This window comes from Polynucleobacter cosmopolitanus, from assembly GCF_002224225.1.
In the GTDB taxonomy this organism is placed as follows: Bacteria; Pseudomonadota; Gammaproteobacteria; order Burkholderiales; family Burkholderiaceae; genus Polynucleobacter; species Polynucleobacter cosmopolitanus.
This window is the reverse complement of the sequence record NZ_NJGG01000001.1, coordinates 354,282-381,239: the sequence shown is the minus strand read 5'-3', so window position 1 is coordinate 381,239 and position 26,958 is coordinate 354,282. Positions and strand designations below refer to the sequence as shown.

The 26,958-nt window shown below is 44.8% G+C and carries 32 protein-coding genes; 22 read left to right on the top strand and 10 right to left on the bottom strand.

Annotation, left to right across the window (positions count from 1 at the left end; translation table 11 throughout):
• Entirely contained in the window at positions 1-867 is an 867-nt protein-coding gene (locus AOC33_RS01975; RefSeq protein ID WP_089514926.1) for a pirin family protein, read from the top strand.
• Positions 868-888: 21 nt separating this feature from the next.
• Here AOC33_RS01975 and AOC33_RS01970 read toward each other — a convergent pair whose 3' ends face one another.
• Positions 889-1,152: a GNAT family N-acetyltransferase gene (locus AOC33_RS01970; protein ID WP_089514925.1), complete on the bottom strand. Its 264-nt coding sequence runs from the start codon at positions 1,150-1,152 to the stop codon at positions 889-891.
• Positions 1,153-1,157: 5 nt separating this feature from the next.
• Positions 1,158-1,472 (bottom strand): hypothetical protein, encoded by a 315-nt coding sequence (locus tag AOC33_RS01965; protein ID WP_089514924.1) that lies wholly within the window; start codon positions 1,470-1,472, stop codon positions 1,158-1,160.
• A gap of 96 nt (positions 1,473-1,568) precedes the next feature.
• Here AOC33_RS01965 and AOC33_RS01960 point away from each other — a divergent pair, with 96 nt between their 5' ends.
• The 3 genes from AOC33_RS01960 to AOC33_RS01950 are packed head-to-tail and all read left to right on the top strand — an operon-like array spanning position 1,569 to position 3,490.
• A complete protein-coding gene (locus AOC33_RS01960) occupies positions 1,569-2,513 on the top strand; it encodes a ketopantoate reductase family protein (RefSeq protein ID WP_089514923.1) in 945 nt (314 codons plus the stop codon).
• On the top strand, positions 2,514-3,137 hold the full coding sequence (locus AOC33_RS01955; RefSeq protein ID WP_089514922.1) for a glutathione S-transferase: 624 nt from the start codon (positions 2,514-2,516) through the stop codon (positions 3,135-3,137).
• A 2-nt stretch (positions 3,138-3,139) separates the two neighbouring features.
• Positions 3,140-3,490, top strand: a complete 351-nt coding sequence (locus AOC33_RS01950) for a hypothetical protein (RefSeq protein WP_089514921.1) — start codon at positions 3,140-3,142, stop codon at positions 3,488-3,490.
• On the opposite strand, the gene AOC33_RS01945 is transcribed toward AOC33_RS01950, so the two are convergent.
• Together AOC33_RS01945 and AOC33_RS01940 are read right to left on the bottom strand one after the other, a co-directional pair.
• Positions 3,491-3,661, bottom strand: coding sequence for a hemin uptake protein HemP (locus AOC33_RS01945; protein ID WP_089514920.1), 171 nt, complete (start codon positions 3,659-3,661; stop codon positions 3,491-3,493).
• Positions 3,662-3,754: 93 nt separating this feature from the next.
• Positions 3,755-4,312, bottom strand: a complete 558-nt coding sequence (locus AOC33_RS01940; protein ID WP_089514919.1) for a hypothetical protein — start codon at positions 4,310-4,312, stop codon at positions 3,755-3,757.
• A gap of 126 nt (positions 4,313-4,438) precedes the next feature.
• On the opposite strand from AOC33_RS01940, the gene AOC33_RS01935 reads away from it, so the two are divergent.
• Positions 4,439-4,744 carry an HU family DNA-binding protein gene (locus tag AOC33_RS01935; RefSeq protein WP_219349892.1) on the top strand — a complete coding sequence of 102 codons (306 nt, stop codon included), beginning with the start codon at positions 4,439-4,441 and terminating at the stop codon, positions 4,742-4,744.
• Between the two features lie 102 nt (positions 4,745-4,846).
• Here the strand turns inward: AOC33_RS01935 and rodA are convergent, their stop codons facing one another.
• Genes rodA through AOC33_RS01910 form a run of 5 tightly spaced genes read right to left on the bottom strand, consistent with a single transcriptional unit; the run spans position 4,847 to position 10,401 of the window.
• Positions 4,847-5,989, bottom strand: a complete 1,143-nt coding sequence (gene rodA / locus AOC33_RS01930; RefSeq protein WP_089514918.1) for a rod shape-determining protein RodA — start codon at positions 5,987-5,989, stop codon at positions 4,847-4,849.
• Positions 5,971-7,890, bottom strand: coding sequence for a penicillin-binding protein 2 (gene mrdA / locus AOC33_RS01925; RefSeq protein ID WP_089514917.1), 1,920 nt, complete (start codon positions 7,888-7,890; stop codon positions 5,971-5,973). Before mrdA ends, rodA begins: the two co-directional genes overlap by 19 nt.
• 10 nt (positions 7,891-7,900) lie before the next feature.
• A complete protein-coding gene (mreD, locus tag AOC33_RS01920) occupies positions 7,901-8,419 on the bottom strand; it encodes a rod shape-determining protein MreD (protein WP_089514916.1) in 519 nt (172 codons plus the stop codon).
• On the bottom strand, positions 8,416-9,330 hold the full coding sequence (gene mreC / locus AOC33_RS01915) for a rod shape-determining protein MreC (RefSeq protein ID WP_089514915.1): 915 nt from the start codon (positions 9,328-9,330) through the stop codon (positions 8,416-8,418). The genes mreD and mreC overlap by 4 nt, the downstream gene beginning before the upstream one ends.
• 27 nt (positions 9,331-9,357) lie before the next feature.
• Positions 9,358-10,401, bottom strand: a complete 1,044-nt coding sequence (locus AOC33_RS01910; protein WP_089514914.1) for a rod shape-determining protein — start codon at positions 10,399-10,401, stop codon at positions 9,358-9,360.
• Between the two features lie 67 nt (positions 10,402-10,468).
• On the opposite strand from AOC33_RS01910, the gene gatC reads away from it, so the two are divergent.
• The 16 genes from gatC to AOC33_RS01830 all read left to right on the top strand — a co-directional run bounded on the left by gatC (position 10,469) and on the right by AOC33_RS01830 (position 26,081).
• Positions 10,469-10,762 carry an Asp-tRNA(Asn)/Glu-tRNA(Gln) amidotransferase subunit GatC gene (gene gatC / locus AOC33_RS01905; protein ID WP_089514913.1) on the top strand — a complete coding sequence of 98 codons (294 nt, stop codon included), beginning with the start codon at positions 10,469-10,471 and terminating at the stop codon, positions 10,760-10,762.
• On the top strand, positions 10,759-12,261 hold the full coding sequence (gatA, locus tag AOC33_RS01900) for an Asp-tRNA(Asn)/Glu-tRNA(Gln) amidotransferase subunit GatA (protein ID WP_089514912.1): 1,503 nt from the start codon (positions 10,759-10,761) through the stop codon (positions 12,259-12,261). The genes gatC and gatA overlap by 4 nt, the downstream gene beginning before the upstream one ends.
• Positions 12,258-13,727 (top strand): Asp-tRNA(Asn)/Glu-tRNA(Gln) amidotransferase subunit GatB, encoded by a 1,470-nt coding sequence (gene gatB, locus AOC33_RS01895; RefSeq protein ID WP_180738077.1) that lies wholly within the window; start codon positions 12,258-12,260, stop codon positions 13,725-13,727. The genes gatA and gatB overlap by 4 nt, the downstream gene beginning before the upstream one ends.
• Positions 13,724-14,326 carry a DUF484 family protein gene (locus tag AOC33_RS01890; RefSeq protein WP_089514910.1) on the top strand — a complete coding sequence of 201 codons (603 nt, stop codon included), beginning with the start codon at positions 13,724-13,726 and terminating at the stop codon, positions 14,324-14,326. The genes gatB and AOC33_RS01890 overlap by 4 nt, the downstream gene beginning before the upstream one ends.
• 13 nt (positions 14,327-14,339) lie before the next feature.
• Positions 14,340-15,299 carry a tyrosine recombinase XerC gene (gene xerC, locus AOC33_RS01885; RefSeq protein WP_089514909.1) on the top strand — a complete coding sequence of 320 codons (960 nt, stop codon included), beginning with the start codon at positions 14,340-14,342 and terminating at the stop codon, positions 15,297-15,299.
• Positions 15,299-16,504 carry a class I SAM-dependent rRNA methyltransferase gene (locus AOC33_RS01880; RefSeq protein WP_089514908.1) on the top strand — a complete coding sequence of 402 codons (1,206 nt, stop codon included), beginning with the start codon at positions 15,299-15,301 and terminating at the stop codon, positions 16,502-16,504. The genes xerC and AOC33_RS01880 overlap by 1 nt, the downstream gene beginning before the upstream one ends.
• Before the next feature lie 48 nt (positions 16,505-16,552).
• Positions 16,553-17,635 carry a CobW family GTP-binding protein gene (locus AOC33_RS01875; RefSeq protein ID WP_180738104.1) on the top strand — a complete coding sequence of 361 codons (1,083 nt, stop codon included), beginning with the start codon at positions 16,553-16,555 and terminating at the stop codon, positions 17,633-17,635.
• A gap of 150 nt (positions 17,636-17,785) precedes the next feature.
• Positions 17,786-18,202 (top strand): RNA polymerase-binding protein DksA, encoded by a 417-nt coding sequence (gene dksA, locus AOC33_RS01870; RefSeq protein WP_089514906.1) that lies wholly within the window; start codon positions 17,786-17,788, stop codon positions 18,200-18,202.
• Between the two features lie 12 nt (positions 18,203-18,214).
• The gene (locus AOC33_RS01865; protein ID WP_143744004.1) at positions 18,215-18,586 is read left to right on the top strand and encodes a hypothetical protein; all 372 of its coding nucleotides are present in this window, start codon (positions 18,215-18,217) and stop codon (positions 18,584-18,586) included.
• A gap of 57 nt (positions 18,587-18,643) precedes the next feature.
• Entirely contained in the window at positions 18,644-20,743 is a 2,100-nt protein-coding gene (locus AOC33_RS01860) for a TonB-dependent receptor (RefSeq protein ID WP_089514904.1), read from the top strand.
• Positions 20,744-20,871: 128 nt separating this feature from the next.
• Complete coding sequence (gene argB, locus AOC33_RS01855) at positions 20,872-21,774, top strand: acetylglutamate kinase (RefSeq protein ID WP_089514903.1); 903 nt, start codon at positions 20,872-20,874, stop codon at positions 21,772-21,774.
• A 16-nt stretch (positions 21,775-21,790) separates the two neighbouring features.
• Entirely contained in the window at positions 21,791-22,480 is a 690-nt protein-coding gene (locus tag AOC33_RS01850) for a pyrimidine 5'-nucleotidase (protein ID WP_089514902.1), read from the top strand.
• Positions 22,477-23,133 (top strand): nucleoid occlusion factor SlmA, encoded by a 657-nt coding sequence (gene slmA, locus AOC33_RS01845; RefSeq protein WP_180738076.1) that lies wholly within the window; start codon positions 22,477-22,479, stop codon positions 23,131-23,133. The genes AOC33_RS01850 and slmA overlap by 4 nt, the downstream gene beginning before the upstream one ends.
• Complete coding sequence (metX, locus tag AOC33_RS01840) at positions 23,130-24,272, top strand: homoserine O-succinyltransferase MetX (RefSeq protein ID WP_089514901.1); 1,143 nt, start codon at positions 23,130-23,132, stop codon at positions 24,270-24,272. The genes slmA and metX overlap by 4 nt, the downstream gene beginning before the upstream one ends.
• Entirely contained in the window at positions 24,269-24,853 is a 585-nt protein-coding gene (gene metW / locus AOC33_RS01835; protein WP_089514900.1) for a methionine biosynthesis protein MetW, read from the top strand. The genes metX and metW overlap by 4 nt, the downstream gene beginning before the upstream one ends.
• On the top strand, positions 24,822-26,081 hold the full coding sequence (locus AOC33_RS01830; RefSeq protein WP_219349891.1) for an AmpG family muropeptide MFS transporter: 1,260 nt from the start codon (positions 24,822-24,824) through the stop codon (positions 26,079-26,081). Before metW ends, AOC33_RS01830 begins: the two co-directional genes overlap by 32 nt.
• On the opposite strand, the gene AOC33_RS09170 is transcribed toward AOC33_RS01830, so the two are convergent.
• Positions 26,082-26,228: a hypothetical protein gene (locus AOC33_RS09170; RefSeq protein WP_245835563.1), complete on the bottom strand. Its 147-nt coding sequence runs from the start codon at positions 26,226-26,228 to the stop codon at positions 26,082-26,084.
• Between AOC33_RS09170 and AOC33_RS01825 the strand changes: the two genes are divergently transcribed.
• A complete protein-coding gene (locus tag AOC33_RS01825; RefSeq protein WP_245835562.1) occupies positions 26,227-26,955 on the top strand; it encodes a M48 family metallopeptidase in 729 nt (242 codons plus the stop codon). The two genes, AOC33_RS09170 and AOC33_RS01825, sit on opposite strands and share 2 nt — an antisense overlap.
• Positions 26,956-26,958 lie beyond the last annotated feature (3 nt).

Genomic DNA, 26,958 nt, shown 5'->3' with positions numbered 1-26,958 from the left:
ATGAAGCGTTTTGTTGGTATTCAGGGAAATGATCAAGGCCATTGGGTTGGCGATGGTTTTCCCGTGCGCACTTTATTCTTTTATCAGCAGTTGGGTAAAGAGATGAGCCCATTTTTGATGCTTGATTTGGCTGGGCCGACCGAGTTTCCACCAACAAATGAGCGCAAGGGAGTTGGCACTCATCCTCACCGTGGTTTTGAAACGGTCACCATTGTTTATGAGGGAGGAGTTTCTCATAAGGATTCAACGGGTCAAGGTGGAACGATTGGCCCAGGAGATGTTCAGTGGATGACTGCTGGCTCTGGCATCCTTCATCAAGAATTTCATTCTGATGCTTTTGCAAAGCAAGGTGGAATTTTCCAAATGGTGCAGCTCTGGGTGAATTTGCCAGCCAAACACAAAATGACTCCACCCACTTATCAGGAGATCTTAAGTCAGAGCATTCCCGAGATTCAATTATCAAACTCCAGCGGATCAATCCGAGTGATTGCTGGCGAGCATGAAGGACAAGTGGGTCCTGCAAAAACGTTTACCCCCATGAATGTGTTTGATATTCGTTTGAAAAAAGGCGAGGAACTTGTTTTGCCCGCGCCCAATGGTTGGAATGCTTCCGTGGTTGTTTTGCGTGGCGCTTTAGAAAGTGCCGGTGAGCGTGGTGCAGTGGCACAGGATGCAAAGATGCTGATATTTAGTCAAGATGGGCAAGACATCAAAGTCAAAGCCCTTGAAGATACCGTGGCATTGCTGTTAAGTGGCGAACCAATTGCCGAGCCGATTGTCGGATATGGTCCTTTTGTGATGAATACCCGTGAAGAAATTAATCAAGCAATCAGTGATTTCAATCAAGGAGCATTTGGCAGCATTTAAAGTTTTAAAAATTAAAACTCTTTAAAGAATGCCAATGCCTTTAAAAAACTGAGAGCCCAGAGGTGAGATTGGTTCATGAATCTTGCCAATCTTGCCCGTGATCTTCTTTACTTCATCAATCAAGATCTTGCCATAGCCTTGGCGACGATAAGCCAAATTGACACAGATGTACTCAATATCGCCTGAGTCTAAAAATCTACAATAAGCAATGGTTGTGTTTTGATTCTTGATCAGCACAATGCCATCAGAGATATCTATCTGATAGCTGTTTTTATCAATGGTCATTTAGATCACAAAAATGTGACACGCTTGATCAGAGCTTCTAAGGTCACTTGAGGGCTGGCGATTGTTTTGCCATTGTTTGCGCTGTTGGCAACCACCCCTTTGCCTGCGATGGGTGCCAAGTTATCAACTTTGAAGCGGCCCGCTTGATCTTGTTGGCGAATAAAACACTCTTCATCAAAGAAAAGTTGGTCAAAATTGAAGTCAATCTCATCAGAGTCGACTGTTTTGAAACCAATTAAATCTTGAATTGCTTCAATCGTAGGCTCAATTTCAACTTCAGTGACTTCTTTGAGCTTGGGATTGATTAGAAATGCTTTCATGCGCTTGTCTCTCGAGTGTTTATATCTTATCCACTCTAAAGGATTTTTCATAAATTTGCTGATGCCCTGCAGGAGTCAAAGGCGTAAAATCAAGAGATGAAAAATAAAATATCAAGGGTAGCGGTGGTTGGCGCAGGAGCTGTTGGAAGTTACTTTGGCGGATTGTTGGCAAGAGCCGGACATGACGTTACCTTGATCGCGCGCCAAAAGCATGTGAAAGCCATTCAAGAGAATGGCTTATTTATGGAATGTCAATCTTTTCAAGAGCATGTTTCAATTAAAGCCAGCACTGAATATTCGGCCATCAAGGACGCAGACCTTATTTTATGCTGCGTTAAATCACCAGATACAGAGCGCGTGATGCGTGAAATCAAAGATTTGATCAAGCCAGATGCCTTGATATTGAGTTTGCAAAATGGGGTTGATAACGCCGAAAGAATTGCTCAAGTTGTGCCCAATCCTGCCATTTCTGCCGTTGTCTATGTTGCAACAGGCATGGGTGGTGACGGTCACGTGAAGCACTTTGGTCGGGGAGAGCTCATCATTGGCCAGCTTGGTGGGCATGAGAACATCTCTGCCGAGTTAGAGCAGATTTGCGATCTATTTTTGAGTGCTCAGATACCTTGTTCTGTTTCAAACAATATTCAGCGTGAGCTTTGGCTCAAATTTTTAGTCAATTGCTCGTACAACGGTATATCTGCAATTGGACAAATCACTTACGGTGAAATGGCTCAGCAAGAAAATATCTGGCAATTAATCAATGATCTCACCGCGGAATTTTTGTTGGTGGCGCATCAAGAAAAGATTGATATATCTTTAGCTGAAGCACAAATGGTGAATGAGCAAATTGCTAAAACAATGGCAAATCAGCGCTCATCTACTGCACAAGATCTCATGCGCCGCAAGCCAACAGAGATAGATTATTTGAATGGCTTAATTGTTCGCAAAGCAAAACAACATGGCCTTTACGCGCCCAATCACCAGGCTATTTATGCTTTGGTAAAAATGATTGAGCAAAAGAACCGTGAGTCATCTATTTAAATGACGGCCGTTTTATATTCTTATCGGCGTTGTCCTTATGCCATGAGAGCCAGGATGGCTTTGGCATATTCAGGCATTCCAGTTGAAATCCGAGAAATTTCTTTAAGAGAAAAGCCAGCCTCTTTATTGGCCATCTCACCCAAAGGAACTGTCCCAGTTTTACAAAATGATGGGCTTGTGATTGAACAAAGTTATGACATCATGAAGTGGGCTTTAAAACAGTCTGATCCAGATTGTTGGCTGACTGCAGAAACAGAAGCAGTGATTGATGAATGGGTGGCAAAAAATGACGGCCCTTTTAAAAAGTTATTGGATCAATACAAGTACCCCGATAGGCACCCAGATATTTCTCTTGAAGAGACATTGAGCCAAGCAACAGCATCATTTCTGGGTCCCATCAATGAGCAGTTAACGAAAAGTACTCATCTATTAGGATCTAAGGTGAGTTTGGCTGATATAGCGATATTTCCATTTGTGCGTCAGTTTGCAATGGTTGATCCAGACTGGATTGATCAATCTGGCCTAGATTCTTTAAAACAGTGGTTAAATCAACATCTAGAGTCACCTTTGTTTTTAAGTGTGATGCAAAAATACCCAACTTGGCACGATCCAACCCAGGAATAAGCATGAAAAAATTTATTGGATTCTTAATTGTTTTGGTTTTACTTTTTTGTCTTTACACCTGGTTGGTTTTGACTTGGAGCTATTCAGCTGGTGAGCGCGCTGGGTATGTGCAAAAGCTTTCTAAAAAAGGCTGGTTATGCAAAACTTGGGAGGGTGAGTTGGCCATGATCAATATGCCTGGAACTTTGAGTGAAAAATTTAACTTCACCGTTCATGATGAAACGGTGGTCAAAAAAATCAATGAAAGCATGGGCAAGCGCGTTTCATTGGTTTATGAAGAGCACGTGGGCATTCCAACAACCTGCTTTGGTGACACAGGCTATTTTGTCAAAGACATACTGATTGTTGATTAACTACTTGGTCAGAATCAATTTTCTGTATTTGGTGACTCTCAGTCGATAGACTTCACCCTCGTGTGCAATGTCCAAGTAATTGGACTTGCCCATCAATTCTTTGCTATCAATTAATTTAACTTCTACTTTTTCGCCTTCTCTTATGGAGAAGTGATTATTTTCTTTGGTCATAAGACACTCTTCTTTTGAAAGAAGAAATCATTCTAAAGCATCAAATCAATACTCAAAATAGGGATAAAGCACACATTAGTTTAGTGGCGTGATTCAAGCTTTTTGATTGAAGATTCTTTTCTTGTAAAGAAAGATGACTGCTTTGGCCAAGTAGATAACAATGAATGTGCCAATCAAATCCCCAATGATCATCACGCCCAAGCCTTCAAAGAAAGGACTATCTTCGTTATGCAGTTTGTACCATGCTTGGTGCATGAGAGGGCTGACAATTGAAAAAACAAAAACACAATTGAGTAATTGCTTTGCGTCGAGCTGAGAGAGATCTTGTTTTAAGTCAGAGTCTCGAAAAACAAGTAGTTTCGCTATGTAGGGCGCCAAACCGCTGATGACTCCTGCGCCAATGCCTAGGATTGGATCTTCAAAATAGAAGCCCAGGCTGATAGCAATAGAGGCCATGGCAATACCTAGGGCCCCATTTTTGTCTAATAGCAGGGTCAGCAACAACCTAAATCCTGCGGGCAAAAAAACCCAAGACACCCCAAGGGAAAAAGAAAACGAGCCCATGACATAAGAGTTGATTAAAAAGCTTGCTGCATAAAGAATGGCAGCAATACTGATCAGGGCGGGGCTTAGAAAAACAGGCGAAGACATTGCTGTAAATATAACAAATAGTTGGCTAATTTGTTACTTAAAACATTTAATTCAAATTTAATATTCTTTCCAAAAATTATGGTTACAATTTAAAGCACGTAGTGTTCTACGTGCAAACATCCAACAATGATTGATAAGGAGCATCACTTGAATAAAGCAGAACTTATTTCCGCAATTGCAGAAGAATCTGAATTGTCAAAGGCCAAAGCTGAATTTGCATTGAATTCAATTATGGACAACATCAAAAAGGCTGTTACCAAAGGTGATAGCGTTCAGTTAATTGGTTTTGGTACTTTTGGTTCTGGTAAGCGCGCTGCTCGTGTAGGCCGCAATCCAAAAACTGGCGAAGCAATCAAAATTGCTGCCGCTAAGACAGTTAAGTTCTCAGCTGGTAAAGCATTTAAAGATGCTGTGAATAAGCGTAAGAAGTAATTCGCTGATTTGCATGATCAAAAAGCCCAGCTTCGAGCTGGGCTTTTTTTATGTTTCTTTTATCTCTCTCTTATCCATCTCGATGGATTACTTGATTAATTTCTAGCTTTGCACAAGTCTGCGGTAGCGATGAATGCTCATCAAAATGCCCACGCCGATGCCCAAGGTCACCAGGGCTGTACCACCATAACTGATGAATGGCAGCGGTACGCCGACCACCGGTAGCAGGCCACTGACCATGCCCATGTTCACAAAGGCATAAGTGAAGAAAATCATTGTCACGGCACCGCCCAAAAGTCTTGTGAAGAGTGTTGGAGCATTTGATGAGATGGCAAGACCCCGCTGAATCAAGGCAACAAATAAGCCCAGCAAAATGATATTACCAAGCAAGCCAAATTCTTCAGCAAAAACAGCAAAAATGAAATCGGTGTGTTTTTCTGGAATGAACTCAAGGTGTGCTTGAGTACCATTCAGCCAGCCTTTACCAAATAGCCCACCTGAGCCAATTGCAATGATGGATTGAATCGTGTGAAAACCTTTGCCGAGAGGGTCAGAGCTCGGGTTTAAAAGCGTGCACACACGATTTTTTTGGTATTCATGCAGTAAATACCATTTCACTTCTGGTTCGCAAATGTAGCCACCAAAAATAATGATCAACAAAATGCCGAGCGTGCCAGCTCCTACCACTGGAATGATGTACTTCCATGGAAAGCCCGCAAGAATGATGACGTAAATACCAGATGCCAATACCAGCAATGCAGTGCCAAGGTCAGGCTGCCGACCAATCAAAGCCACTGGCAAGATCAGCAACAAAGCTGCCACACCATAATCCCAAGTCTTTAAGACGCCTTCACGACGTTGAAAGTACCAAGCCAACATCATGGGCATCGCAATCTTCATGATTTCAGATGGCTGGATCACGATGCCAATATTGACCCAACGTCGCGCACCTTTTTTGATCAGACCAAAAGCAGCTACAGCAAGAAGCAAGGCAATACCAATGGTGTAAATCCAAATCGCAGATTTTTCTAGCCACTTGGGCGGAATTCTAGAAACAATCAGCATCACACCAATCGACACAATCAGGTTGCGTGCTTGATCAATAAATTGCACATGTGTTCCGCTGGTCGCCGATATAAATGTGACAATACTGATGGCCACAAGAGCTAAAACAATCAGCCCCAAGGTTTTATCAAGGCCATTCCACAGAAAATCAATCTTATGAATCAAGGAGCGTTTTTCCATTCCGGAACCTCCTTGGGCCAGCGACCCTCAAGATAGTAATCAAGCGCACGTCGCGCAATAGGAGCTGCATGAGCTGCACCGAAGCCAGCATTTTCAACAATCATGGCGATAGCGATCTTTGGATTTTCTGCTGGGGCAAAGACAACGTACAAAGCATGATCTCGTAAAAATTCTGGGGTTGCACCGTGGTTATAGTTTTTAGCATTCAAGCTATACACCTGTGCTGTACCAGTTTTACCCGCAGCGTTGTAGCTCGCACCTTTGAACGCTCCTGCTGATGTACCAAATCTATTCACGTCCACCATTGCATTGGTGACCACGTCTATGTTTTCTTTTTTAAGATCAATTTTGTAGCTTTCTTGTGGCGTGGTTAAAACGCGATCTTTGGTGATAGGGTTTTCTACTGATTTAACCAAGTGCGGTTTCATCACAACACCTTGATTAGCAATATTGGCGGTGGCATGCGCTAATTGCAAAATTGTAAAACTGTTATAGCCTTGCCCGATGCCCAAAGAAATGGTTTCACCTTCAAACCATTTTTGTTGTTCAGACTTCTTAAATGCCTTTTCTTTCCAAGCTGTTGAGGGCAGAATGCCTCGTGCTTCGCCATCAAGATCGATCCCGGTGATTTGACCAAACCCAAGTGGTTTCATGAAGTCGTGCATCGGATTGACGCCCATATCACGAGCCAGGTGATAGTAATAAGTGTTGCAAGAATCAACAATTGATTTGGCCATGTCCACTGTGCCGTGGCCACCGACTTTATCGTCTCTGAAAGTGTTGTTGCCGAGAATAAAGTAACCAGGATCGGCAATCGACTGACTAGGCGTGCGTTTACCGGTCTCAAGAGCTGCCAGTGCCATGAATGGCTTATAGGTTGATCCTGGTGAGTAAGTGCCTTTTAATGGCCGATTGTAAAGAGGCTTCTCTAGAGAATCATTCAAGTCTTTCCAAGTGCTGGCATCAATACCTTCCACAAAATCATTGGGATTGAAATTTGGCTTAGAAACAAATGCAAGGATGTCGCCAGTGTTTGGTTCAATCGCCACAAATGCGCCACGTCTTTTCCCGTACATTTGCTCAACCAAATGCTGAAGCTTGATATCAACAGCCAGCACCAGATTTTTTCCGGGCGTGGAAGAAGATGTTGAAAGTGTTCTGACTGCTCTTCCACCAGCAGTGATTTCAACTTGCTCAAATCCAGGGGAACCTCTGAGAGCCTGTTCATAGCTTTGTTCAATGCCAACTTTGCCAATGTAGGGCATGCCCAATAAGTTGATATTTTTTCTCTGAGCCCAATCCTCATCCATGCTTTTGCTGGAGTCTAATTCGGCAATTAATTTTTCACGATCTTTTTGTGAGACTCTGCCGATGTAGCCAATCAGATGTGAGCCAAGCTCACCATAAGGGTATTGTCTAAATAAACGCGCACGAATTTCTACCCCAGGAAACCTGAAGCGTTGTGCCGTGAATTTTGCAACCTCTACATCGCTGAGCAAAGTTCTGATTGGAAATGAATCAAAAGTTTTTGACTCTGCTGCTAATTTCAAAAAGTTACGACGATCTTTCGGTTGAATGTCGATGACCAATGACAGTTGATCAAGCAATTCATTTAAGTTGGTCTCAACTTGTGAAGGATTGATCTCTAGGGTGTAAGCAGAGTAATTGCGCGCAATCACAATACCATTGCGATCATAAATAAGACCGCGATTAGCAGGAACCGGAATCAAGGCAATGCGATTATTTTCCGCCGCTAAAGAATGACGGTGATGAGTGAATACTTGTAGCCAGACAAATCTCAACAAAAGTATTGAAAAGCAAATCAATACAAAAATCATGGCAACACTCAGCCGATCTTGAAATGACTTAACCGTTGGTTGAGAGTGATTAAATCGATTCATGTGCCGTCAATTAAATTGGACGGTTGAGGTCAACGTCGGTTGGCCTGCGTTGCGGTGCCAATAAGAGGACGACTGCCATTGGCCACAAGAGAGCTTCAATAAAACCAGAAAACAGACTCGACCATGCCCAGAATGGAATTTCACCCGTAGCAACCCAACGAATGATCAACGGCCAAATTGAAGCTGATATAAAAAGCGGCAAGAGATGCAAAGCTTGTTGGATGCGCGTAAAGCCCATCACCCGTCTTTGCCAAAAAATACCAAAGTAGGCAACCAGTGGGTACATGAATGCGTATTGGCCAAGTAAATTGCCATTGTGAACATCCATGACCAAGCCTAAACAAAACGCCCAAATCACACCCACTTTTCTTGGTTGATGAATGGTCCAAAACACCAAGCAAAGCAACAGCCAATCAGGCACCCACGGAGCATTGCCCAGCGGTAAAAAGTTGAGCAAAGTGGCTGCTAGCAAGCTAAAGGTAATGAACAGAGGATTTGCAGGACGAAGGATGTAGCCGCTTTCTATCATGGCTTACCTCTGTATAAACGATTGGACTTTGTATCAGTTTCTTTGAAATTTTTATTGGCTTCTGGCTTAGGACCAAATCCAGCGTCGTAGAAAAGAATCATCACGTGACGAAAGCGATTCACACCGCCCACGGGGGAGCAGTAAACGTAGGCAAAATTTTTGTCGACGTTGCGCTCAATTTTATCGATGGTGGCAACTGCAAAACCTGGTGGATAAACGCCATCAATGCCAGATGTCATCAAGACGTCACCCACTTGCAAATCGCTCACTGCAGCCATGTGTCGCAACTCCAATGGCTGACCTCTGCCATTGCCATGAAGGGCGCCTCGCAGACCATTTCTGGCGACTTGAATTGGAATCACCATGTCTCTGTCATCCAACAAAGTGACTTCAGATTTGTTTTCCATGACACGCACCACTTGACCAATGATGCCTTGATGATCTGAGACCGCTTGGCCAAGAGAGAGGTTGTCTGCTGCACCCCGATCAATCACAACGCGTTGAGACATGGGGTTCGATGGACTATAAAGAATTTGCGCAAGCAAAATCTTAAAGCGAGATTGTTCTTGGATACCAATCAGTTTTCTCAATTGTGCATTTTCAGACATGAACAGTTCTGACTGATTGGCTAGAAGTGTTAACTCGGCCACGCGCTTAGTTAAGAGCTCATTTTGAACTTCTAAAGAGCCTTTGCTGGTGAGGTAGTCGTAAGTACCCACCAAAGCATTTCTAGGCATTTGCATGGCATATTGAAACGGGGTGATTAAGTAGCTTGCAACAGAGCGAACCTGATTCAGCGCCTTGAATTGATGGTCCATGACCATCAGCAAAATGCTGACCAAAAGACAGCCCGCCAGCTTGATGAGAGCTGGCGTACCTTGTTTGAAGAGAGGAGGAGGGCTAAGCTGCAATTAAATTTCTCTAGCTGCTTAGCGAACTTATTCTTGAGAGAATACGCCGCCTAGCTTGTCCATGCGCTCAAGCGCAATGCCTGAGCCTCTGACCACGCAGGTCAATGGATCTTCGGCAATATGAACAGGCAGGCCAGTTTCCTCAAGCAATAAGCGATCTAGGTCGCGAAGCAAAGCGCCGCCACCAGTCAACATCATGCCGCGATCAGCAATGTCAGAGGCCAATTCTGGAGGTGTTTGTTCTAGGGCCACCTTCACGGCGGTCACAATTTGATTCAATGGATCAGTCAAGGCTTCTAGAATTTCATTACTTGTTACTGTGAAGCTGCGTGGGATACCCTCAGAGAGGTTGCGACCACGGATTTCCATGTCTTTCACTTCTGAGCCTGGGAAGGCTGAGCCAATCGTTTTCTTGATGGCTTCAGAGGTTTGTTCACCGATCAACATACCGTAGTTACGGCGAATGTAATTGATGATGGCTTCGTCAAATTTATCGCCACCCACACGGATAGAACCCTTGTAAACCATGCCGCCTAGGGACATCACACCCACTTCGGTTGTGCCGCCACCAATGTCGACCACCATTGAGCCAGAAGCCTCTGAAACTGGCAAACCGGCGCCGATGGCCGCAGCCATAGGCTCTTCGATCAAATAAACCTGTGAGGCGCCTGCGCCCAAGGCGGATTCGCGAATCGCACGTCTTTCAACCTGGGTTGAGCCGCAAGGCACGCAAATGATGATTCTTGGGCTTGGTTTGAGCAATTTGGTCTCATGAACCATTTTGATGAACTGCTTGAGCATTTGCTCTGTGATTGTGAAATCAGCAATAACGCCATCTTTCATGGGGCGAATTGCTTCAATATTGCCAGGAACACGACCAAGCATCTGCTTGGCTTCCTTACCTACGGCTAAAATAGTCTTTTTGCCGTTCGGGCCGCCTTCTTGACGAATCGCCACAACCGATGGCTCATCAAGGACAATACCCTTGTCACGCATGTAGATAAGGGTATTTGCGGTACCCAAGTCAATGGCTAAATCATTAGAAAAGTAGTTGCGAAAGAGACCAAACATAATATAAGTAGGAAAATAGATTAATTAATACGTTAATGAACCCTTTAATGATACCGTAGCAGGACAAATGAATCTCGAAGATGTTAAGCGCATAGCGCATTTATCCCATTTATCGCTCTCGGAAGACGAAGCTAAGGCCACTTTGGCCCAGTTGCAGAAAGTCTTCCATTTGGTTGAGCAAATGCAGGCCGTGAATACCGATGGTATTGAGCCTTTGGCTCACCCAATTGAGCAAATCATGGCCATTGCCCAGCCATTGCGTGAAGATATGGTCACAGAGCATGATCAAAGAGATGCTTATTTGAAAAATGCACCCGCTGAGCATGATGGTTTATTTCTTGTGCCAAAGGTGATCGAATGAGTTGGCACACCAAAACCATTGCAGAATTATCAAAATCACTTCATTCAAAAGAAGTGAGCAGCCAAGAGCTCGCAAATTATTTTTTAGCGCGTATTGCCGAATCAAAAGAGCTGAATGCTTTTGTTGATGTGAACGTTGAACAAACTTTGTTGCAAGCCAAGGCTGCTGATGCTCAATTGGCTGATGGTTCTGCAACTAAATTGACGGGTGTACCACTGGCGCATAAAGATATTTTTGTCACCAAGCATTGGAAGACAACCGCTGGTTCAAAAATATTGAATAACTACATCAGTCCATTTGATGCGCATGTGGTTGCTGAGCTTGGAGTTGGTCGTGCGGGCATGGTTTGTTTGGGCAAGGTCAACATGGATGAGTTCGCCATGGGATCTTCCAATGAAAGTGCTTACGCAGGCCCCACTAAAAATCCTTGGGATCTCGCACGAGTTCCGGGTGGTTCATCAGGTGGTTCCGCTGCAGCAATTGCTGCAGGTTTGGCACCCGCTTCAACTGGAACAGATACTGGCGGATCGATTCGCCAACCCGCAGCGTTTTGCGGCATCACTGGCATTAAGCCTACCTATGGCCGAGTGTCACGTTACGGCATGATTGCTTATGCATCGTCACTGGATCAAGCAGGGCCAATGGCAAAGACCGCAGAAGATTGCGCCATCATGCTCAATGCTATGGCGGGACATGATGCAAAAGATTCCACGAGCTTAGAGCGCGCCAAAGAAGATTACACAAAAGCACTTGGTAAAACTTGGTCTGGTGAGCCAGGCTTGCCTCTCAAAGGTTTAAGAGTGGGATTGCCTAAGGAATATTTTGGCGATGGCTTGAACGCAGATGTTAGAACGGCTGTCGATGCCGCCATTGAGCAATTGAAAAAAATGGGCGCCGAGTGTGTGTCAGTGTCTTTGCCAAAAACAGAGTTATCGATCCCGGTGTATTACGTATTGGCTCCCGCAGAAGCGTCGAGTAATTTGAGTCGTTTTGATGGTGTTCGTTATGGACATCGCGCGGCAGAGTACGGCGATTTAACAGACATGTACAAGCGTTCAAGATCAGAAGGATTTGGCGCAGAAGTAAAGCGCCGCATCATGATTGGTGCTTACGTTTTGTCGCACGGTTATTACGATGCTTATTATTTAAAAGCACAGAGAATTCGTCGCATCATTGCGCAAGATTTTCAAAATGCATTTGATGCCTGCGACATCATCGCAGGACCGGTTGCGCCGAATGTTGCCGGCAAGCTGGGTGAAAAAGTTTCTGATCCAACACAAATGTATTTAGAAGATATTTACACGCTTTCACCAAACTTGGCAGGTTTGCCAGCCATGAGCGTGCCTTGTGGTTTCGGTGATCACGGCATGCCAGTAGGTTTGCAATTAATTGGTAATTACTTCTCTGAAGCTGCTTTGCTACAAGTAGCACATGCTTATCAGCAAGAAACCAATTGGCATCAAGCTCAATCACCTTTTGCAGTGAAAGGTGGTGCGTGATGAAATGGGAAGTCGTGATTGGCATGGAAACCCATGCGCAACTAAGAACTAATTCAAAAATATTCAGCGGTGCATCGATTGAGTTTGGTGCCGAACCAAATAGACAAGCGTGCGCGGTTGATTTGGCTTTGCCCGGTGTTTTGCCTGTCTTAAATAAGGCAGCGGTTGCTCATGCGATTCGTTTTGGTTTGGCCGTTGGTGCACACATTGCACCCATGAGTATTTTTGCGCGCAAGAATTATTTCTATCCTGACTTGCCCAAGGGTTATCAAATCAGTCAATTTGAAATCCCGGTGGTGCAAGGTGGCAAGGTTCACATTGTTTTAGATGGTGTGGCTAAAACTGTTCAGCTGACCAGGGCTCACTTAGAAGAAGATGCCGGTAAATCATTGCATGAAGATTTTCGTGGCCCTCACGGCGAGTCATCCAGCGGCATCGATTTAAATCGTGCTGGCACACCTTTGCTTGAGATTGTCACAGAGCCAGACATGAGAAGCGCTGCAGAAGCTGTGGCTTATGCCAAGGCGCTCCATAGCTTGGTGGTTTGGCTGGGTGTTTGCGATGGCAATATGCAAGAAGGTTCATTCCGTTGTGATGCCAACGTTTCTGTCAGACCTGTTGGGCAAAAAGAATATGGCACTCGTTGCGAAATTAAAAACTTGAACTCTTTCCGCTTTTTAGAAGAGGCGATTCAATACGAAGTTCGTCGTCAAATTGAATTGATCGAAGATGGCGGCCGAGTTGTTCAAGAAACGCGACTATACGATCCAGATAAAAAAGAAACACGTAGCATGCGCAGCAAGGAAGACGCGAATGACTATCGCTATTTCCCCGATCCAGATTTATTGCCGCTGATGATTTCTGAAGAGTGGATTGCTAAAGAGCGTTCTGAAATGACAGAATTGCCAGCACAAAAATCAGAGCGCTGGCAGTCTGAATTCGGTTTGTCTGCTTATGATTGCCAGGTTCTCACGCAAGAGCGTGCCACGGCTGATTTTTATGAAGACTTGCTTAAACAAGTAGGCAAAGATCAAGCCAAGGCAGCGGCTAATTTGATGACTGGTGAGTTTGCGTCGGCCCTGAATAAAGAAGGCATCAGTGCAGCGCAGTCACCACTGAATCCTTCTCAGTTGGCGCAACTCATTCAACGCATTGCCGATGGCACGATTTCTAACAAAATTGCTAAAGAAATTTTCACGGCCATGTGGGATGAGAAAGCATCAGACCCTGATGCTGTTGATCGCATCATTGAGGCAAAAGGTCTTAAGCAAATCAGTGATAGCGGCGCTTTGGAGGCGATCATTGATCAAGTTTTAGCAGCCAATCAAAAGTCGGTAGAGGAATTCCGCGCTGGCAAAGAAAAGGCTTTTAATGCTTTGATTGGCCAGATCATGAAGGCAACTCAAGGCAAGGCCAATCCACAGCAAGTCAACAAATTACTCACGGATAAGTTAAATCAATCATGACACAAGCAAACAATCAAACGGCTGAGCAACAAGAGCGCGAAGCTTTAGTTGCAGAGTGGCTTTTAGCGACCCCAGGGTTTTTTGAAAGACATGCTGATTTATTGGCAGACATTCAATTAAAAAATCCACACGGCGACCGGGCCATTTCTTTGCAAGAGCGTCAGTTGGGTGTTTTGCGTCAACAAAACCAGGCTTTGAACCAGCGTCTTTCAGACATGCTGCGCTTTGGTAGTCAAAACGATAAAACGCAGGGTTTGATGATTCAGTGGTTATCAAATTTGTTGTCTGCCAAGTCTGAGGCTGATGTCAGGGCTGCCATCAGCGCTGGACTGGCCACAATTTTTGACATTGAGCAGGTTGAATTGCTGGATGGTGATCATGGTAATTTCTGTGGTTCAGCAAATCAATCCAGCGATGCCATCAAAGCTCTTTTAAAAGAGAATATTCAAAGTCTTGCAGTGATTAACTTGTCATCGTTAAACGTTCAAATATTACTTGCTAGTCAAAGCGCTGAAAAGTTCACCTCTGACATGGGGCGTGTTTACTTGGATCAAATCGGTGAGCTTGCTTTAGCAGCATTAACCCGTTCAAAAGAATAGGATTGATCTAATCATGAAGTCTTTGCTCGCGCAAGAATACCTGCGTGAACTTCATGTGGTCAGGCAGGTTTCGCAACACACGATTGCCGCTTACACAAAAGATCTTGATTATTTGTTGGCCAGACTTGATGAGCAAGGGCTTGAGTTGGCCGAGGTTACTTCAGATCATGTGCGCTCATGGGTTGTGAAACTGCACTCTCAGGGTCAAGCATCAAGAAGCATTGCGCGAATGCTCTCCGCTTGGAGAGGTTTTTATTTATGGTTGGCCAATCAAAAAGGTTTGGTCAATAAAAGCCCTTTGAGTGATATCAAGGCCCCCAAACGAAAGAAGCCTTTACCTAAGGCGCTGTCGGTTGAACAAGCGATCAATTTGGTGGAGAGTGCCAATAAAGAAAGCGTTCAGGCAGATGATTTTTTGAGGGCAAGAGACAGGGCCATTGTTGAATTACTTTATTCGTCTGGTTTGCGCTTGTCTGAATTGCTGGGCATTGATTTGAATCCGATTGAAACGAAAGAGTATTCGTCCGCTGGCTGGATTGATTTTGAAGCTGGTGAAGTGATGGTTTTAGGTAAAGGTAAAAAAAGAAGAACGGTGCCCGTTGGTGAGGCAGCACTTCATGCTTTGAAAGATTGGCTGGCGGTGCGCGCCAATCATGCCTTGACTGGAAAAGAGGTGGTTCAGGCATTATTTATCAACAAACAAGGTAAGCGAGCTTCAGCAAGAACCATTCAGCAACATTTGGCAGCACTGGCAGTCAAAGCGGGACTGCCCACACATGTTCATCCGCATATGTTGAGACATAGTTTTGCCAGTCACGTTCTACAATCATCGGGTGATTTGCGTGCAGTTCAAGAAATGTTGGGTCATGCCAGCATCACCAGTACGCAGATTTATACCGCCTTGGATTTTCAGCATTTGGCGCAGGCCTATGATTTGGCGCATCCAAGAGCTAAAAATAAGAAGAGTGAATAATGCAAGCGAGCATCACATTAAAAGCCGGTAAAGAACGCCCACTCCTAAGACGACATCCTTGGGTGTACTCGAATGCGATCGAACGTGTTGATGGCAAGATTTATCCTGGAGCAACAGTTCAAGTTTTATCACACGAGGGCAAGTTCATTGCCAAAGGTCTTTACAGTCCAACTTCACAAATCAGGGTGCGGGTGCTGACTTGGGATGAAGGCAAAACAATTGACCATGCTTTTTTTAAAGAGCGTATTTCTAAGGCCCTTGCGCACAGAGCGCAGTGGGTAAAAAACACCAACGCGATTCGCTTGATTTTTGGCGAGAGCGATGGTCTACCAGGATTGGTGGTTGATCAGTACGCAGATACTTTGGTGTGCCAGTTTTTATTTGTTGGTATGGAGCATTGGAAAGAAGCGATTGTGCAGGCCTTGGTTCAACAAACAGCTTGCAAAACTGTTGTTGAGCGATCTGATGCGGCCGTTCGTGCCCGCGAAGGTCTTGAGCCTCATGTCGGGGCGCTGTTTGGCCAGATGCCAGAGGCTCCAATCAATGTGAATGAATGCGGTGTGCTGTACAGCGTGGACGTGGTGCATGGCCACAAAACTGGTTTCTATATCGACCAAAGAGATAGTCGACATCTTTTAAGTGAGCTATCAAACGATAAAGAAGTGTTGAATATGTTTTGCTACACCGGCGGCTTTTCTTTGGCGGCCTTAAAAGGTGGTGCAAAGCACGTCACTTCGGTTGATTCTTCAGGTGAAGCTTTGGCAATGGCTCAAAGACAGATGTTGTTAAATGGTTTTGATGAGCGTCGTGCGACATGGATTGATTCAGATGCGTTTGCCGTGTTGACGCAATTAAGAAAAGAAGAGAAGCAATTCGACATCGTTGTTTTAGACCCACCTAAATTTGCCCCATCCTCCCATCATTTGGATAAAGCTTTGCGTGCCTACAAAGAGATTAATCGTGCTGGCATGCAGCTTTTAAAACCAGGCGGCTTGCTTTTTACGTTTTCTTGCTCTGGTGCGGTTGATTCCGCATTATTTGAAAGAACGATCGCGATGGCCAGCGCCGAGGCAATGGCACATTCAGGCAATACTTCGATGGACTTTAGGTTGATGCAGCGCTTGTCTTCGGGCGCCGATCACCCACTTTTAACAAGTTTCCCTGAGGGAGATTACTTAAAGGGCTTGTTGCTTCAGAGGCTATAGCCATCTGCGCTCGATAGGCTCATAATTAATAGATTACACAAGGATGCAATCATGGCTTTGATACCAGTAACAATTCTTTCCGGTTTTTTGGGTAGTGGCAAAACAACTTTGCTCAAACATATTCTTCATGAAAATCATGGCAAAAAAATTGCCGTGATTGAAAACGAGTTCGGTGAAGAGAACATCGATAATGATATTTTGGTTCAGGACAGTGATGAGCAAATTGTTCAGATGAGCAATGGTTGCGTTTGCTGCACGATTCGCGGAGACTTGGTCAAAGCGCTCAATGACTTATTTGAGTCTCGCAAAGAGAAGAAAATTCATTTTGATCGAGTGGTGATTGAAACCACAGGGGTTGCCAACCCTGGTCCTGTGGCTCAAACATTCTTCATGGACGATGAGGTTGCCAGCCACTACATTTTGGATGCTGTTGTGACCTTGGTTGATGCCAAGCACGGTAACCAACAGTTAGACCAACACGAAGAAGCACAGCAGCAAGTTGGTTTTGCTGACAGAATTTTTATCACTAAAACAGATTTGGTCGATGCAAAAGCGGTTGATCAGCTAAAGCATCGATTGATGCACATGAATCCTCGTGCGCCAATCACAGGCATTACTCAAGGAACCGTGTCTTTGGATCAGGTATTGGATTTGCGTGGCTTTAATTTGAACGACAAGTTGGATATTGACCCGCATTTCTTGGAGCAAGACGACCATGACCATGCAAATTGCGGTCACGATCATCATGAGCATGGCCCAGACTGCAACCACGGGCATGACCATCAGCATGGTCACCAGCACACTCAACCCGTGCAATTCATGAAAAAGGGTCACACCGACAAAATTCAATCATTTGTATTTAAAAGCGATCGACCATTTGATTCTCAGAAGCTTGAAGATTTTTTGGGTGGAATTTTGTCTGTTTTTGGCGCTAAGATGTTGAGATATAAAGGTGTTTTGTTTATCAAGGGTGGTGCACGCAAAGTCATCATTCAGGGCGTTCATGAAATGATGGCTTCTGATTTAGGCGCTCCGTGGGGTAAGGATAAAAAAGAGACCAGGATGGTTTTTATTGGAATTGACCTGCCCAAAGATGTTTTATTGGGTGGCCTTGAAACATGTTTGGTGTAATCTTTATAGATTAGAGTAGAATCCGCGCCCTGAGCTCTTATAAAAATTAAGGGGTATTGCGGCGCAAAAATAGCTTGTAAAGAGCTTGTAAAGCGGTTGTAAGAGATTTAAATTTAGCGAAGTAAGACCAAAGTCCCGAAAGGACAAGAAATGAGCAAGAAAGCATTAACAGAAGCAGATATCGTAAAAATGCCTGAAAAGGATTATATGAATGCTGCTCAACTAGAATTTTTCAAAGCTAAGCTATTGGCTTTGAAAGCAGATCTTTTGCTTCATGCAAACGAAACCACTGAGCATCTTCGCGAAAACGTTTTGGTTCCAGATCCAGCCGACCGTGCAACGATTGAAGAAGAGCATGCTTTGGAATTGCGCACACGTGATCGCGAGCGCAAGCTTCTCAAAAAAGTAGAGCAGTCTTTATTGAGTATCGAGTCTGGCGACTATGGTTGGTGCGAAGAAACTGGTGAGCCAATTGGCATTCCACGTTTGTTGGCTCGCCCAACAGCCAATCTATCTTTAGAAGCTCAAGAGCGCCGCGAATTGCGCCAAAAGTTATTTGGTAACTAAACACAATCATTGGTGTTTAAAGCCCGCACAATTTCTTTTTTAATTTTCCTTGTCATGGGCTTATTTGTGGCCCAGTGGCAAGGTTTTAGCCATAGCGTTTCTCATGGCTTAGCGGTCACGCAGCATAGCGCGTCCGATGGTGTTGCGAATGAACATCAAGTGGATGGCGCAAAACATCATCATCGTCATGATGGCAATGAGTCTGATGGCAAACATCACTGTGCTGCTTATGATTCTCAAACATTGAGCATGGCAATGCCAACGGCTCCAATGACTTTGTCAGTCATTGATAAAACCAATGCGGCCATCAATAGCTATTTAACATATCAGGCTTCGATCGAAGCCTATCGACCCTTTGATGTCAGAGGTCCGCCTAATTCTTAAATACTGAAATTTACTCACGCCAAGTGCGTGATCTTTATTCATGTTTAGGAGAAACACATGCAAGACTTTATGCGCACTGCTTTCAGTGCTGCAGCAATTGCTGCTTTATCAATTTCGTTCGCACAGGCTCAACAAACTTTGGAGCCAGTGATTGTTAGTGCCAACCCTCTTGGCGCAGATATCAATGATTTAATCACTCCTGTGAGTGTTTTGCGTGGCGATCAATTGTCACAAAAACAATCAAGCACTTTGGGCCAAACCCTGAATGGTTTACCAGGCGTTGGGTCAACAGATTTTGGACCAAATTCCAGTCGACCAACCATTCGAGGTTTGGATGGTGATCGCGTTCGAGTGATGAGCAATGGTGGCGCAAGTTTGGACGCTTCCACTTTGTCTTACGATCATGCGGTTGCAATAGAGCCTTTGTTAGTTGAGCAAATTGAAGTGGTTCGTGGACCAGCGGCTCTTCAGTATGGCGGTAGCGCTATTGGAGGCGCGGTTAACGTGATTGATAACCGCATACCAAAGGCTCCTGTGAAAGGTGTTCATGGCCGCGCCGAAGTAAGAGCTGGTGGAGCTGAATCAGAGCGCGCAGCCGCTGGTTTGGTAACCGTTGGTAACGGCGCATTTGCAATTCATGTTGATGGTTCAAGCAGAAAAACGGATGATCTAAAGGTTCCAAAGCAAGCTGGACGCGAGGGCTTTATCAGCCAAGGTAAATTGCTGAACAGTGATGCTGATCAACAAGGCGGCGCATTGGGATTTTCTTTGACCAATGACCATGGGTATCTGGGGCTTTCACTTGACACTTATCGCAATGAATACGGCACAGGTTTGTATGAAGAGGGCGATATTGCGAGCCCAACCAGAATCAAATTAAAACAAGACAAATTAACGCTTGCCGGTGAGCAAAGAAATTTATCAGGCAAAACCGGTCCTTTTGAATCTATCAGAGGCTCATTCAGTACAACGGATTACAAGCATGAAGAATCAGCTGGTGGAGTGGTTGAGTCAACCTTTAAAAATAAAGGTTGGGACAGTCGCATTGAAGGAACTCATTTACCCATTCAAACTTCTTTAGGCTCATTAAAGGGTGCATGGGGTGTTCAGGGAGCTGAGTCTAAATTCTCTGCCATCGGTGATGCAACTTTCGTTCCCAACACTCAAACCAACAGCATGGCCCTATTTGTATTTGAGGAACTTTCTTTTGCCCCGGGCAAAGCTGTTAACGCAGGCTTAAGACTGGAGTCTGTGAAGGTGGATAGTTTTGGTGGTGGCACAAATGGTGAAACTGAGTCATTCACTGCTGATAGCAAAAAATTCAAACCATTCAGCGCTTCAGTCGGCTATCGCCAAGACATGGGTTCTGGATGGACCGCTACCAGTGGTTTGTCTTACACCGAACGCGCCCCAACATTTTATGAACTTTATGCCAACGGCATGCATCACGCCACAGAGACTTATGAGAAAGGAAACGCCGACAACAAAAAAGAAAAAGGCACAACGCTTGAGTTAGGGATGAAGTTTAAAACCCCAACCACGCGCGCTAATTTTGGAGCGTATGTCACGGAGTTCTCTAATTTTATTGGCTTGACTCAAGGCGGATACGTAGATGAGTTAGATGGAAGAATTCAGTCGCTTGACATCGATGAATGTCAGGGGGGCGGCAGTGGCCACTGCGTCCCTAAATACAACTTCAGTGGCATCAAAGCTCGCTTGTATGGTTTAGAGGCTGATGGTCGTTTCCCGTTGGCTTCTGGCTTATTTGGCAAGGTTAGTCAGCTGAACATGGATTGGAAAGCTGATTATGTGCGTGGTGAAAATCGCTCAACAGGTGTTGCATTGCCTCGTATCTCACCATTGCGTTTGAGTTCTGCCTTGGTGTACTCGGAGGGCAAGTATTCAAGCCAAGTCGATGTGCAATATTCCGCTCGTCAGAATCGTTATGCCGATGATTTAGGCGCTACGCCAAGTTACACAATGTTCGGTTTGGGGGCCTCTTATAAAACGGCCGTTACAGGCATGAAGTCTGCATATCTTTTCATGAGAGTGGACAACTTTACCGATGTAGAAGCTCGTAATGCCTCATCTGTTTTGCGCGACATGGCTCCTGCAGGTGCTCGCGCTATCAAGGTGGGCTTAAGAGGCAACTTCTAAGCAATTCTGATGGTGACCTGGGAAAGCTTCACGAAAGTTTTCCTCATAAAAGGCGGCTTTGGGCCGCCTTTTTGCTTAATTGCATAAAAATTCTAGCCAAGCATGGCAACTAATCTTACAATCCGCGCATGAGCACACCACTAGCTGAACTTAAAGACGTTTCCCCTGCTGTTAAAGCCGAGGTTTTGGCACAGGCTTTGCCGTACATCAAGAAATACCACGGCAAAACAATTGTTATCAAATACGGCGGAAACGCCATGACTGAAGATCGTCTAAAAGAAGGTTTTGCGCGTGACGTGATTTTGTTGAAATTGGTGGGCATGAATCCTGTGGTGGTTCACGGCGGCGGCCCGCAAATTGATGATGCTTTGAAAAAAGTTGGCAAGGCTGGAACTTTTATTCAGGGCATGCGCGTGACTGATGAAGAAACCATGGAAGTCGTGGAGTGGGTTCTTGGCGGAGAAGTGCAGCAAGACATCGTGATGTTGATCAATCATTTTGGTGGTCAGGCGGTTGGCTTGACCGGTAAAGATGGCGGTTTGATTCATGCGCGAAAAATGATGATCCCAAATAAAGAAAAGCCAGGTGAGATGTTAGACATCGGCTTTGTTGGTGAAATTGACTCTATCAACCCTGCAGTTGTAAAAGCCTTGCAAGACGATGCTTTCATTCCAGTTATCTCACCGATTGGTTTCGGTGAGGATGGCCAGGCGTATAACATCAATGCTGACTTGGTGGCGGGCAAGATGGCTGAGATTCTGAAAGCCGAGAAATTGGTCATGATGACCAATATTCCTGGTGTGATGGATAAGAGCGGCAACCTGTTGACTGATTTAACTGCCAGAGAAATTGATGGTTTGTTTGCGGACGGCACAATTTCTGGCGGTATGTTGCCAAAGATCTCTTCTGCTTTAGACGCTGCCAAGAGTGGTGTTAATTCAGTTCACATCATTGATGGTCGAATCGAACACTCCTTGCTTTTGGAAATTCTGACCGAGCAAGCTTTTGGTACGATGATCCGATCTCATTGAGCTAATTGAGATTGGCATGCGCCAACCTTTATGGTTATTTGATTTAGATAACACCTTGCACGATGCATCAAGTGCAATTTTTCCTTCTATCAATCATGCAATGACGAGCTATGTGGCTCGTCATTTAAATTTAGATACCCAAGCTGCAAGTCAATTAAGAGACCATTACTGGCGCATGTATGGCGCAACATTGTTGGGCTTGGTCAAACATCATGCAGTTGATCCACACCATTTTTTGCGTGAAACCCACCTCTTTAACGAGGTCAGCGGCAAGCATTTGCAAGATCTGGCAGGCATGGTTCGTGGTGAAAAAGGGCTTCGGCAGATATTGAATCGCTTACCGGGCGAAAAGATCTTGCTCACCAATGCCCCAAAATCTTATGCCTTAAAGGTATTAAAAGAGTTGGGCCTTACAAAATGTTTCAAAGCAGTTGAGGCCATTGAAGACATGGAGCTTCACCAACAATGGCGACCCAAGCCAGATCACCTGATGATCAAAAGACTCTTAAATAAGTACCGATGCGCCCCTCAAAGAGCCATTTTGGTGGATGACACACTGGGGCATTTACTTGAGTATTCAAAATTGGGCATAAAGACCGTATGGTTTAAAAGACATGTTAGGGCTTACACTCAAAATCGAGGAAGTGTCTCTCTGGAAGTACAATCAATCCATCACTTATTTAAAAGTTGGCAAAAACTAAAATGAACTCACCATTTAATCAAATGCCCATCTCTGACGAAGCCGAAAATACTTCTGCTGCCCCAGTTCGTAAACGTCCGCGTCCGGGCGAGCGAAAAATACAAATTTTGCAAGTATTGGCCGAAATGTTAGAGAGCCCAAAGGGTGATCGCGTGACCACTGCTGCCTTGGCTGCCAGATTGGATGTTTCTGAAGCAGCTTTGTACCGACATTTTGCTAGCAAGGCGCAGATGTTTGAGGGGCTGATTGCCTTCATTGAACAAACTATTTTTGGTCTGATCAATCAAATCACAGATCGTGAAGAATCGGGTGATCGCCAGGCTCAAGAAATTTTGATGTTGTTATTGGGTTTTGGTGAAAAGAACCCTGGAATGATTCGGGTTTTATTGGGCGATGCTTTATGGCTTGAAGATGAGCGCTTGCAAGAAAGAATCTTGCAGATTTTTGAACGCATTGAGTCTTCATTAAAACAATCTTTGCGCATCGCTCAAACTCAGGGTCGCTTGACGCAGTCTGCAGATGGTCAAGAGGTGAGCGCCAGAGCGGCCATGATGATGAGCTATGTGGTTGGTCGCTGGCATCGTTACGCAAGAAGTGGCTTTAAGAAGTCGCCGACTGAATTTAACGAGTTACCTATGAGAGTTTTATTCTCCGCATGAGTCTAGGGCTTGTAACGCCTCAAGTACTTAACTTTGCAACACCATTGAAGTTGCAAAGCGGAGCAAGTATTGCTGATTACAACTTGGTGGTTGAGACTTACGGCCAATTAAATGCCCAAAAAAGTAATGCGATTCTGATTTGTCATGCGCTCAATGCTTCTCATCATGTGGCTGGCGTGAGTGCAAGCGACCCCAATGATCTAGGTTGGTGGGACAACATGGTTGGTCCTGGCAAGCCTGTTGATACAAATCGATTTTTTGTGATTGGTGTTAATAATCTGGGCTCATGTTTTGGTTCTACTGGGCCGATGAGTGTGAATCCCTCTACTGGCAAGCCTTATGGCGCGACCTTTCCAGTTGTCACGGTTGAAGATTGGGTGAATGCCCAGGCACGCGTGGCCGATCATTTCCAAATTCAAAAATTTGCTGCTGTGATGGGTGGTAGCCTCGGCGGCATGCAAGCCATGGCGTGGAGCATGATGTATCCCAATCGTATTGGCCACTGCATTGTGATTGCATCAACCCCCAAGCTATCAGCACAAAACATTGCATTCAATGAAGTGGCTCGCAGTGCGATTTTGAGCGACCCAGATTTTCATGGGGGCGATTACTACGCCCATGATGTCAAGCCACGCCGTGGCTTGAGAGTAGCGCGCATGATTGGTCACATCACTTATTTGTCAGACGATGACATGGCTGAAAAGTTTGGCCGCGAATTAAGGCGTGCCGATGGCGATTCTGATGAATACAACTTTAATTTTGATGTTGAGTTTGAGGTGGAAAGTTATTTGAGATATCAAGGTGAGAAGTTTGCAGATTACTTTGATGCAAATACTTATCTGTTGATCACTCGTGCCTTGGATTACTTTGATCCTGCAAAATCATTTGCCAACAATCTCAGCGCAGCCATGAAAAATATTGCTGCTAAGTTTTTGGTGGTGAGTTTCTCAACCGATTGGCGTTTTGCCCCAGAGCGCAGTCGTGAAATCGTTAAGGCATTGTTGGACAATAAGTTGGATGTCACTTATGGTGAGATTGATGCACCCCATGGCCATGATGCATTCTTGTTAGAGGATCCTCGATATCACAACTTGGTCAGAGCTTATTTTGAGCAAATTGCCCAGGAGCTTCAATCATGATGCGTTCAGATTTTGCCGCGATTGCGAAGTGGGTAGAGCCCGGCTCTCAGGTGTTGGATGTTGGCTGTGGTGATGGCAGCTTATTGCATTACTTAAAAGAAGCCAAGCAAGCCCATGTATATGGCGTTGAGTTGGCTGATGACAAAGTTTTGGCTTGTGCGCAAAAAGGTTTGAATGTTATCCAGCAAGATCTTGAAGGTGGTTTGGCTTTGTTTGAAGATCAAAGCTTTGACAAAGTAATCCTCTCGCAAACATTACAAACGATCCATCAAACGGCCAGGATCTTGAGTGAAATTGCCAGGGTTGGTAAAGAATGCGTTGTCTCATTTCCTAACTTTGGCCATTGGTCGCACCGCTCAGCTGTTTTATTGGGTAGGATGCCCGTTTCTAAATCATTGCCTTATCAGTGGTACGACACGCCCAACGTCAGAGTTTTAACGATTGCTGATTTTGAAGCTTTAGCACCAGCGGTTGGTCTTGAATTACTTGATCGCGTGGTTTTCCATGACGGACAGTCTGTGGAATTTTTGCCTAACCTAAGGGGAAGTCTTGCAGTCTATCGTGCACGTCGGGCCAAGTAGAACCAAAGCATTACTTGTTTGTATTTTTCTAGGGTTTTCTAGTGGACTGCCTTTGTTCATTCTTTATAACTTGCTTTCAGCATGGTTAAAAAGTGAAGGCGTCGATTTAAAAGCCATTGGTCTGTTTGCCTTGGTCGGTATGCCTTACACATGGAAGTTCTTGTGGGCTCCTGCGATGGACAGATTCAAGTTACCGTTTTTAGGGCGTCGCCGCGGCTGGATGGTCGTGACTCAAATTGCTGTGATGTTGGCTGTGATCTTGATGGGTCAATTCAATCCAAGTACTGAAATTTGGATTGTGGTTTTTTTAGCATCGATTGTTGCTTTTTTCTCAGCAAGCCAAGACATCGTGGTTGATGCTCATCGACGCGAGTGGTTGACCGAGGGTCAAATGGGTTCTGGCACAGCTCTCTTTGTGAATGCATATAAGTTGTCAACCCTGGTGCCTGGATCACTTTCATTGATCTTGTCAGATTTAATTAGCTGGGATTGGGTATTTTTAATCACCGGTTTATTCATGCTCCCAGGTATTTTGACAACATTGTTGGTGTCAGAGCCTAGAGAGTACGGCCCTCCGCCACTCACCATGAGAGACGCAGTGATTGAACCTTTTAAGGAGTTCATTCATCGCTCTGGCTGGAAGCACGCCGCTTTAATTTTGTTATTTATTTTTCTTTATAAACTCGGTGATTCGATGGCAAGCGCCTTGGCAACACCGTTTTATATTGAGCTTGGTTTTACTCGAACTGAGATTGGCATCGTTGCCAAGAATGCAGGTCTTTGGGCCAGTATCTTGGGCGGAATCCTTGGCGCCTATTGGATGTTAAAAACAGGCGTCAATAAAGGCTTGTGGATTTTTGGAGTCTTGCAAGCAGTGGCCACTTTTGGGTTTGTCGTGCTGGCTCAATCAGGTCCTGATTTGTGGGTCTTGTCATGGGTGATTGGTTTTGAGGCAATCACGGCAGGCCTTGGTACAGCAGCTTTCACCGCCTATCTTGCTTTAGAGACCAATCCACGTTTCACGGCAACTCAGTTTGCTTTGTTCACCAGTCTATCTGCTGTACCCAGAACTTTTATCAATGCATTGACTGGTTACATTGTTGAAATCACTGGTTGGACTAACTTTTTTATCATTTGCGTTATTTTGGCATTGCCTGGCTTGATGTTGTTGCCTAAGATTGCACCATGGCGCGAAGAAAAAAAATCTCCATTTGAAAAAACTGTGTGATCAGATGACTTTCTTAATTTCTTCTAATTTCAAAAGATATTTTTTATTTTCTCTGATAGCTTTATTGGGGGCTTGTAGTTCTTCCTCAAGGCAAGTTGGACCAACTGATGGTGTGAAAGTTGGCAACGGCTCGAGTTTGAAGGACATGGTTCCTGCTAGTCAGCTGGAGGCATCCGCCACCAAGCAATACAACACCATGAAGCAAAAAGCTTCTGAAAAAAATACCTTGGCACCTGATAATCATCCGCAGTTGATTCGTTTGCGTGCGATTGCAAAAAATATATTGCCGCATGCTTATGCATGGAATCCAGACTCTCAGGCTTGGAAATGGGAAGTTAACTTGTTCATTTCTGATCAGGTCAATGCATTTTGTATGCCCGGCGGAAAGATTGCTTTTTATACCGGCATCATCGAAAAGCTGAAGTTAAATGATGATGAAGTGGCTACTGTGATGGGCCATGAAATTGCCCATGCTTTGCGCGAGCACTCAAGAGACCGAATCGCTAAAGCGCAATTAAGTAATTTAGGCGCCAGTGTTCTATCTTCAGCCTTGGGCTTGGGCAACGTGGGAGGACAAGCCTTGGGGCAGGGTCTACAAATCTTGGGCTTGAGTTTTTCAAGGGCTGATGAAAGAGATGCTGATTTGGTTGGCATGGACATTGCTGCTAGGGCTGGCTATGACCCGCGGGCGGGAATTTCTTTGTGGCAAAAGATGGGTCAGCTATCAAAAGAAAAGCAACCAGAGTGGCTCTCTACGCACCCATCTGGCGATAGTCGAATTTATGAGATTCAAAAAAATATCAACGAGGCTTTATTTTTGTATGCACGCGCCAAAAATACCACCGTTGATAAATTACCCAATTACAAGCCTTAAGAT